We start from the raw sequence: 8,882 nt of genomic DNA on the forward strand, positions 1-8,882 counted from the left end.
CAGTATTCCTATTTACCATTGGTAACTAACAAAAACATTAACAGAGCGGCCCGCAATAGGAGCACCTTGAATTGAATTCGCTTGCTTATTTAATGCATTATCTAAAACTAACGCAGCTGTTACGCCTTTTAGATTTTCGAGAGGTTGATAATCCACAGAAAATGTATTTAAAACATAGCCTGCTTGAGTGTCCGTGCCTGTTTTCACATGGCGAGCTGGGGCGACAAAAGTGCCTCGCCAACCGACGGATACTCCACTGAGTGATGTGGGTATTTCTAGAGAAGTGACCACCGTATCAGGACTTAAATTTCCTAACCATTCACGATTATTTGCATCAATTCCTTCAGTATGGTTATAGGATAGGCCTAATTTGAAATCACGGTGTTCATAACTTGATTGGATATCCCATCCCCAAATTTTTGCTAACGCGACATTATTTGCATAGGTAATTCCCTTTTTTCTATCGACATGCGTTGCTATATAATTTTTCGCATGGGTATTAAAGTAGCTGCCTTTCAGTTCGATGTTATCTCCATCAGAGAAAATAGAATCAAATGTCAGTCCTACCCCAATCTCTTGTGAATTATTAGTTTCAGGCTTTAAGTTTGGATTTGGTACCCAATAATTAGGTTTCCCTCGTGAATAAAAATGTAATCCATCACGATACATTTCTTCCATTGTGGGCGCCCGAAAGGCTGAGGATGCGGAACCAAATAGCATCAGCCAATCGGTTGGATTTAATACAATTGCGGCTTTTGGCGAGTAGTTGCTAGCAGTTAAATCACCATATTTTGAATTGCTACTTTGATAATGGTCATAACGAGTACCAATGATAAAAGTCATTGGTAAATCACGTAATGTAATCTCATCTTGGATTAGCCCTGAGTAAAAATTGATTTTCCCATCAGGGTAGACGGTTTCAGTACCTGAAGGTTGGTGCTTTTGATGATAAAATTCGCCACCTACAATAATTTGTTGACCAAATAATGGCGATTGGATCACACTCGTATTCGTTATTTTTGTTCCATAACTTGTGCTATTGCGGTGTTTACTTTTTTGTCCCGCAGGTGTTGAATGAACATCCACTTCAGAAGAATAAAGCCGTGTATTCAAATCAATTAAGCCTGAATAAGTAGGGTTAAAATGATAATTCATTTGTATATCACGCTGAGTAATATTGCGGTGATAGTATTCTGAATTATCAACACTAGGACTAGTGACTGTTGGGTTTCCGGGTTCTTTTGATTTACTACTATAGTGTTTGATGCTGCCGCTTATACTTTGGTTTTCGTCAATCGCATATTCACCTTTGGCAAACAAACTATTATTTCCCTCATCATTTGGTGCGGAGTATCCATCTCCTTGATAAATATTACCTCGCTGGCGTTGACTCAGCGAAAGCAAACCATCAAATTGTGCTGTTCGCCCATATGCCATCACACCTGTCCCATAGCTATGGTCCCCTGTTGCCCCTGCGGTAAATACGCGAAAGCCATATTTTTCGTTACCATTCAGAAAATCTTTTGCATTTACAGTACGATAATCAATGACTCCCCCAAGTCCACCGCTACCATACAAACTTGACATAGGTCCCCTGACAACCTCAACTTTTTGGATTAAAAATGGGTCGACAAATGTCGCACTTCCCTTATCCATTCCAGTGTCCTGTTTCACGCCATCAACCAGAACTAAAACCCCATTTTTGTTATAACCTCGTAAGTTAAATGTTTGCCCATTAGTACGACCTACGCCAACTTCACTGAGCCCCGCGATCCCTTTTAACAGTCCCCCCGCAGTCATTGAGGTATAAGTTAATGCCGTATTGTTGTGTACTACATTAACGATGGAAGGTGCTTCAAATTGTTCCGTTTCTATACCTGTTGCTGTGACAGTAATTGTTGAGTCTTTTGCAGTAGAAACGGCAAAACTCGAATTATGGTTCCCTAGAAATAAAATAAAAAAAGTTGCTAATGCTGTTGTTCTCATTAATAAACCCAATATAGATCCGATACGTGAAAGTTATGTTATAACATAACAATATAACTTCAAGTTTTTCTCTCTAATTATTTTGAAATTATTATTTTGGATTTTGCTGCCGATACCACGCTAATTCTCTAATTTTGTTGTGTATCAGCTAATTATGGGTAAGATCTCATTGGACATTAAAGCGAATGTTTCAAAAAGAATTTCAGCGGTAGCCGCCCAAACCCATCTGATTTTATGAGATAATCTTCTTCATACCTATTTTGTATACATTATCGGCAGCTGGCGTAAAAACAATCAACACTAACTCAGTGCTCTCCGATAATAACTGATAAGAAAAGAGAATCTATCGACATGGCAAAATCACCCGCGAAAAAACCAACCAAAGGCTTTGAAGAAACCCTTTGGGATACCGCTAATCAACTGCGTGGTAGCGTTGAATCCTCTGAGTATAAGCATGTGGTACTCAGTTTGGTGTTCCTGAAATTTATTAGTGACAAATTCGAAGCCAAACGTAGCGAATTAATCAAAAATGGTCAGGAAGCCTTTGTTGATATGGATGTTTTTTATCAACAAGATAACGTTTTCTTTTTGCCGCAACAGTCCCGCTGGTCTTATGTGCAAGAGCGTGCGAAACAAGATGATATCGCGGTGATTATTGATACTGCGTTATCCACCATTGAAAAAAGCAACGCATCACTGACAGGCGCATTGCCGGATAACTATTTTTCTCGCCAAGGGCTTGAACCGAAAAGGCTCGCCTCACTTATCGACAGCATTGAAAACATCGATACCCTTGCCACGGAGTGTGGGGTAGGGGAAGAAGATCTCGTCGGCCGTGTTTATGAGTATTTTTTAGGGCGCTTTGCTGCGAGCGAAGGTAAAGGCGGGGGCGAGTTCTATACCCCAAAATCGGTAGTAACCTTACTTGCTGAAATGTTAGAGCCTTACCAAGGTAAAGTGTATGACCCGTGCTGCGGCTCAGGCGGTATGTTTGTGCAGTCGTTGAAATTTGTGGAAAGCCACCAAGGGAAAAGCAAAGATATTGCGATTTATGGGCAGGAGCTGACCAGCACCACCTATAAACTGGCGAAAATGAACTTGGCGGTGAGGGGGCTGACGGGCAATTTAGGGGAACGCCCAGCGGATACCTTTTTCGCAGACCAACACCCTGACTTAAAAGCCGACTTTATTATGGCGAACCCGCCGTTTAACTTAAAAGATTGGCGTAATGAAGCCGAGCTGACCAACGACCCACGTTTTGCGGGGTTCCGTACCCCACCGACGGGAAACGCTAACTATGCGTGGATTTTGCATATGTTATCTAAGCTCAGTGAAGACGGGGTTGCGGGCTTTGTGTTAGCCAATGGTTCGATGAGCTCGAATACCAGTGGTGAGGGCGAAATTCGCCAAAAACTCATCGAAGATGACCGTATTGAGTGCATGATAGCTTTGCCCGGTCAGCTCTTTTTTACCACGCAAATCCCCGTTTGTTTGTGGTTTATCAGTAAAAGTAAACACGCGAGCGCCAAATATGGTTATCGTGACCGCCAAGGGGAAACCTTGTTTATCGATGCGCGTAATATTGGCACGATGATCAGCCGTACCCAAAAAGAATTCACAGCGGAGGATATCGCCACTATCGCTGATACCTTCCATGCATGGCGCAGTAGCGAAAGTGAACTGAAACGTCGTGTTGCAGCCAATGAAATCAGTATTGAGCAGTATCAAGACCAAGCCGGTTTTTGCAAAGTTGCCTCCTTTGACGATATCAAGGCCAATGATTTTGTACTCACACCGGGGCGCTATGTCGGTGCTGCGGAAGTTGAAGATGACGGTGTGTCGTTTGAAGCCAAGATGCAGGAACTAACCCAAACTCTTTATCGCCAGATGGATGAAGCGGCAGAGCTTGATAAAGCTATCCGTAAAAATATGGAGGCGCTGGGGTATGGGGAGTGAGTGGATCAATTGTGAGCTTGGGGATGTAATAGAGCTTAAACGTGGTTATGACTTGCCTAAGACAACTAGGCTCGCTGGTAATATACCAGTGGTATCCTCTTCTGGGGAATCAGGCCTTCATAATGAGAGTAAAGTTACTGCTCCCGGAGTTGTAACTGGACGATATGGTACGATTGGTGAAGTATTTTATCTTGAAACTGATTTTTGGCCTTTAAACACCACGTTGTATGTACGCGATTTTAAAGGTAATGATCCCTTATTTATTTATTATTTTCTAAAGACTATCTCTTATTCAGATTATACTGATAAAGCTGCTGTACCGGGTATAAACCGTAACCATATCCATAAAGCTAAAGTAAAAATCCCTAAAGATAAACATTACCAGAAAAAATTGGCGGAAATTCTGCGAGTATTAGATAACAAAATCACCTTAAATCGCCAAATAAACAAAACCTTAGAACAAATGGCGCAAGCTCTATTTAAATCATGGTTTGTGGATTTTGACCCTGTTATCGATAACGCACTAGATGCCGGTTTTTTTGAGCAGGATTTAGCCTTTTCAGAAGAATTACTGCGTCGAGTTGAATTGCGTAAAACGGCGCGTAAAAGTGATGATTTTAAGCCGTCATCAAAAGATATTCGTCAGTTATTTCCTGATGCTTTTGAAGAAGGTTCAGAGCCTGCGTTAGGGCTTGGGGGATGGGTGCCTAAGGGGTGGCAGGTAGGTGAGTTAGGTGATGTTTTATTATTACGAAATGAAAGAACAAAACCTTCAGAAGAAACAATAAATTTGCCATATGTACCAATTGAATGTATTGGTACAAAAACACCATTCCTTTCAGAATGGAAATCTGGTGAAGAGGCAAATAGTAGCCTGCTCCTATTCAAGAAAGGAGATATCCTTTTTGGTGCGATGAGGCCTTATTTCCATAAAGTATGCATAGCCCCATTTGATGGAGTTACTCGTTCAACAGTTTTTACTCTAATAGCAAATGATCCCTGCTCTCTTTATTTTTCTTTTTTTATGGCATATCAAGAATCAACAGTTGAATATGCGACTCTTCATTCAGAAGGTTCAACAATTCCATATGCTAAGTGGAAAAGTTCGCTAGAACGAAAACTGATAACTTTACCTACAATAGAATTGCAACAGTTATTTCATCAACAAGTCGAATCATTCATTGAAGTGGGGGATTTTAATAATGAGCAATCTAAAAACCTTGAAAAACTCCGTGACACTCTCCTCCCTAAACTGATCTCCGGCGAGCTGTCTTTAGACGATATCAAAATAGACATTCCAGAAGAAACACTCATCTAATTTATTCGACCGCTTCACATTTTTCTTATTGTGCAGCGGTTTTTGTTATCTAATCAATTAAACTAGCTTAATTAAAAAACGCGATAAAAAACAATTTATAAAACAGACAAGAAGCCACTGACATGAGCCATATCTTCACCGAAGCCAAATTGGAACAGGCAATTATTGAACTGCTAGGACAACATGCAAACAATGCAGGAAAAACCTGCTATCCGCATTATGTCGGCAACACAATTCCACGCAAAGACAATAGCGAAGTGTTGATAGTGGACGACTTACGTCAGTACCTTGCTAACCAATATCAAGCAGATGGCATCACTGAAAGTGAAATCACCACGATTGTTCTGCAATTACAATCTTTGCCAGCCAGCGACCTCTACCAAAGTAATAAAACTTTTTGCCATTGGCTCAGTAATGGTTTTTTACTCAAACGCGAAGACCGCAAGCAAAAAGACCTGTATATCGAACTGATCGATACCCAAACATTGCCTGCTCAATTGGTTAAATTATTTGCCGGGGAAGATATCGTATCGGAGGCAGATAATAACCGCTATCGGTTAGTTAACCAGCTCGAAATCGAAGGGCAAGCCCGTGATGGGGGAGTCCAACTGCGTATCCCTGATGCAATTTTATACGTTAATGGTTTACCGCTGGTGGTCTTCGAATTTAAATCAGCGGTGCGAGGTGAAGAAGCTACCCTATTTGACGCATGGACACAGCTTTGCGTTCGTTATAGCCGCGATATTCCTAAGCTATTTGTTTATAACGCCTTGTGTATTCTTAGTGATGGCGTGAATAACAAAATGGGTAACCTATTTGCCCCTTATGAATTCTACTACGCATGGCGCAAAATCAGCGGTAACGAATCAACGGAAAAACAAGGCATCAATGGCCTATATACCCTGATCGAAGGGCTATTTCATCCCGTTCGTTTATTGGATGTATTGAAAAACTTTATTTTCTTTCCTGATACCAGCAAGCACGAAGTGAAAGTATGTTGTCGTTATCCTCAGTATTATGCGGCTCGTAAGCTGTTTTACAACATCGAAAAAGAGCGTAAGCAGATAAACTCGGGCGGTGAAAACATCGGGGGTAGCGGTAAAGGGGGCACCTACTTTGGTGCGACTGGTTGTGGTAAAAGCTACACCATGCAATTTTTAGCGCGCTTATTGATGAAAAGCGTCGATTTCGCTAGCCCAACCATTATTTTAATCACCGACCGCACCGATCTTGATGAACAACTGGCAAAACAATTTTGCAATGCAAAAGCCTTTATTGGCGATGAAATTATTGTACCGGTCACCAGCCGACAAGATCTACGCGACAAGTTAGCAGGGCGTGCCAGTGGCGGGGTATTCCTCACCACCATTCATAAATTCACAGAAGATATTCAACTGCTTTCTGAGCGCAGTAATATTATCTGTATCTCTGATGAAGCTCACCGCAGCCAAATTAACCTCGACCAAAAAATCAGTATTAACCAAGAAGACGGCACGGTTAAAAAGACCTATGGTTTTGCTAAATATCTGCATGATTCACTGCCGAATGCCACTTACGTTGGTTTTACGGGAACGCCTATCGACGCCACCTTAGATGTATTTGGTGAAACTATCGATAGCTACACCATGACCGAATCGGTGAATGATGAAATTACCGTGCGCATTGTGTACGAAGGGCGTGCCGCTAAAATCGCCCTTGATAACAGCAAATTAGAAGAAATCGAACGCTATTACCAAGAGTGTGAAGCGCAAGGCACCAGCGAATATCAGATAGAAGAAAGCAAAAAAGCCACAGCGAACATGAACTCCATTTTAGGGGATCCTGACCGTATTGATGCGCTAGCGAAGGATTTTGCACAACATTATGAAAAACGTGTTGAAGAAGGCTCGACTATCAAAGGCAAAGCGATGGTGGTTTGCGCTAGCCGTGATATTGCCTATGCATTTTATCAGAGCCTGAAGTTACAACGGCCAGAGTGGTTTGAGGCGAAACTGGCAATAGAGGGTGCTGAACTCACTGAGCAAGAGAAAAGCGAATTGATGCGCCTGCCGATGGTCAATATGGTGATGACTCGAGGAAAAGATGACCATGAGGCCATGTACAATTTGCTGGGAACGAAAGATTACCGCAGAGAGTTAGATAAACAATTTAAGAACCCGAAATCCAACTTCAAAATAGCCATTGTGGTTGATATGTGGCTGACCGGTTTTGACGTGCCAGAGCTGGATACTATTTACATCGATAAGCCATTACAAAAGCATAATCTTATTCAAACCATTTCCCGCGTGAATCGCCGTTTTGAAGAGAAAGAAAAGGGGTTAGTGGTTGATTATATTGGTATTAAAAGTCGCATGAATATGGCGTTGGCCATGTATTCGAAAGCGGATAAGTCTAATTTCGAAGATATTCAGCAATCTATCGTTGAAGTGCGTAATCACTTGAACTTATTGGCGCAAGTATTCCATAAATTTGATAGCGATGATTACTTTTCAGGTTCGCCAACACGACAGCTAGACTGCCTTAATCGAGCGGCTGAATTTATCCTGCAAACCAAGAAAGTTGAACTGCGTTTTATGGGGTTAGTGAAGCGGTTGAAAGCCGCTTATGATGTCTGTGTGGGCAGTGAAGATATTACTCAAGATGAACGGGAACACATTCATTTTTATCTCGCGGTACGCTCCATCGTTTACAAATTAACGAAAGGGGACGCACCGGATACAGCGCAAATGAACCAAAAAGTGCGAGAGATGATAGCCGAGGCCCTTAAATCCGAAGGTGTGGAAGAGATTTTCACGTTGGGTGATGACAAAGCGGAGACCATTGATATTTTTGATGATGAATACATGGCTCGTATCAATAAAATCAAGCTGCCAAACACAAAAATGCAGCTGCTACAAAAGATGCTACAAAAAGCCATTAGTGATTTTCAAAAGGTCAATCAACTCCAAGGGATCAACTTTTCCAAGCGTTTTCAAGCTTTAGTCGAGCAATATAACCAACGCAAAGAGAATGATGTGCTCAATGGTGAAGAGTTCGACGATTTCACTGAACAAATGGCGACGATGATTTGTGACATCAAAGCCGAAATGATGTCATTTAAAGGCATTGGTATCGATATGGAAGAAAAAGCTTTCCTCGATATTTTACAGCACATGTGCCAGAAATACGATTTTACCTACGATGACGCCAAAATGTTGGCGCTTGCTAAAGATATGAAGCTGATTGTCGATGACAGCACGCAATACCCTGATTGGAGCAACCGGGACGATATTAAAGCGAAGCTGAAAGTTGACCTGATTTTATTATTGCACCGTTATGGCTTCCCACCAGTGGCCAATGACGAGATATATAAAAGTGTGCTGGAACAAGCCGAGAATTTTAAAAAATATCAGCTGGGGTGATTGGCGACCGCTAGCGCATCTGGGTCTTTCTGCGCTTTCAGACCTGCAATATCGCCTTCAGTGTGGATGATATCCATGGTCTGATTACTGATTTCACCAATCAACTGGGATTTTTTTAAACGGTTTTGTTTTTTCTCTTTATCGAATATCGGGTTGATGCTGCCGTCATTGGCGTGCTCGGTATCGCGATTGAGCTCGTTAATATCCTGTTTTTGCTTGTT

5 protein-coding genes are annotated in these 8,882 nt (G+C 41.7%); 3 read left to right on the forward strand and 2 right to left on the reverse strand.

Going from position 1 to position 8,882, the window contains the following annotated elements; genetic code table 11:
• Positions 1–12: 12 nt before the first annotated feature.
• A complete protein-coding gene (locus PR809_RS18300) occupies positions 13–1,986 on the reverse strand; it encodes a TonB-dependent receptor domain-containing protein (RefSeq protein WP_206276078.1) in 1,974 nt (657 codons plus the stop codon).
• 351 nt (positions 1,987–2,337) lie between these two features.
• On the opposite strand from PR809_RS18300, the gene PR809_RS18305 reads away from it, so the two are divergent.
• The 3 genes from PR809_RS18305 (at position 2,338) to PR809_RS18315 (ending at position 8,661) form a co-directional block, all read left to right on the forward strand.
• Positions 2,338–3,942, forward strand: a complete 1,605-nt coding sequence (locus PR809_RS18305; protein ID WP_206276079.1) for a class I SAM-dependent DNA methyltransferase — start codon at positions 2,338–2,340, stop codon at positions 3,940–3,942.
• A complete protein-coding gene (locus PR809_RS18310; RefSeq protein WP_206276080.1) occupies positions 3,932–5,260 on the forward strand; it encodes a restriction endonuclease subunit S in 1,329 nt (442 codons plus the stop codon). Before PR809_RS18305 ends, PR809_RS18310 begins: the two co-directional genes overlap by 11 nt.
• Positions 5,261–5,382: 122 nt before the next feature.
• Entirely contained in the window at positions 5,383–8,661 is a 3,279-nt protein-coding gene (locus PR809_RS18315) for a type I restriction endonuclease subunit R (RefSeq protein ID WP_272524609.1), read from the forward strand.
• Here PR809_RS18315 and PR809_RS18320 read toward each other — a convergent pair.
• Positions 8,649–8,882, reverse strand: a 234-nt coding sequence (locus PR809_RS18320) for a hypothetical protein (RefSeq protein WP_272524610.1), incomplete at its 5' end; no start/stop codon positions are given. The genes PR809_RS18315 and PR809_RS18320 overlap by 13 nt on opposite strands.

Origin of the sequence: Providencia sp. PROV201, assembly GCF_028479545.1 — a bacterium.
GTDB lineage: Bacteria > Pseudomonadota > Gammaproteobacteria > Enterobacterales > Enterobacteriaceae > Providencia > Providencia huaxiensis.

Bases quoted from the DNA above. Each gene is read 5' to 3' on its own strand.
- PR809_RS18300 (WP_206276078.1), bottom strand. From the start codon at position 1,986: ATGAGAACAACAGCATTAGCAACTTTTTTTATTTTATTTCTAGGGAAC.
- PR809_RS18310 (WP_206276080.1), top strand. From the start codon at position 3,932: ATGGGGAGTGAGTGGATCAATTGTGAGCTTGGGGATGTAATAGAGCTT.
- PR809_RS18305 (WP_206276079.1), top strand. From the start codon at position 2,338: ATGGCAAAATCACCCGCGAAAAAACCAACCAAAGGCTTTGAAGAAACC.
- PR809_RS18315 (WP_272524609.1), top strand. From the start codon at position 5,383: ATGAGCCATATCTTCACCGAAGCCAAATTGGAACAGGCAATTATTGAA.